A 657-nucleotide genomic window follows, 5' to 3' on the forward strand; every position below is an offset into this window, starting at 1 on the left:
GAAGGAGGTTGAGAAACTTCTTTTGAGGGCCTTTGAGGGAATGGAGATCGCCGATTTTCTGGATATCGGCACCGGAACCGGGCGCATTCTGGAATTGATGGGATCACGGGCGGATTATGCCGTGGGGATTGATACCAGCCGTGAAATGCTGGCCTATGCCCGTACGGCAATCGAGGATGCGGACCTTCGGAATTGTCAGGTTCGGCTTGGCGATATGTATAACCTGCCTTTTTCCAATGAAACGCAGGATGCCATTGTTATTCATCAGGTCCTTCACTTTGCCGACCGACCGCAACAGGTCATTGAGGAGGCCGCACGGGTTTTGCGCCCCGGTGGCCGCCTTGTGGTCGCTGATTTTGCGCCTCATTCGGTCAAGTATCTCAGCGAGGATCATGCCCACCGCCAGATGGGGTTCGATGAAAACCTTGTGTGGAACTGGTGCGAAGCGGCTGGTTTGCAAAAAGGGCAGTCCTTTGTCCTTAAAGGGGACCCGCTGACAGTTATTATTTGGGTGGCCCATGCCGCCGAACAGGAAGTAGTATTAGGAGAAGTATCATGAGTTCGCCTTTGGCACAGTTGGCCGCGATCGACAAGGTCGGCCCGTCCGGCAATGGCTCGAAAAACCCGGTCAATATTTCGTTCGAGTTTTTTCCGCCA

Annotated in this window: 1 protein-coding gene; it reads left to right on the forward strand. The window is 53.9% G+C overall.

From position 1 onward, the window contains the following. Window positions 1-559 (forward strand): class I SAM-dependent methyltransferase (locus QQJ79_RS15735; protein ID WP_284223871.1); only part of this gene is annotated, 559 nt, incomplete at its 5' end. Window positions 560-657: the final 98 nt, after the last annotated feature.

Source organism: Brevundimonas denitrificans (assembly GCF_030160755.1).
Taxonomy (GTDB): Bacteria; Pseudomonadota; Alphaproteobacteria; order Caulobacterales; family Caulobacteraceae; genus Brevundimonas; species Brevundimonas denitrificans.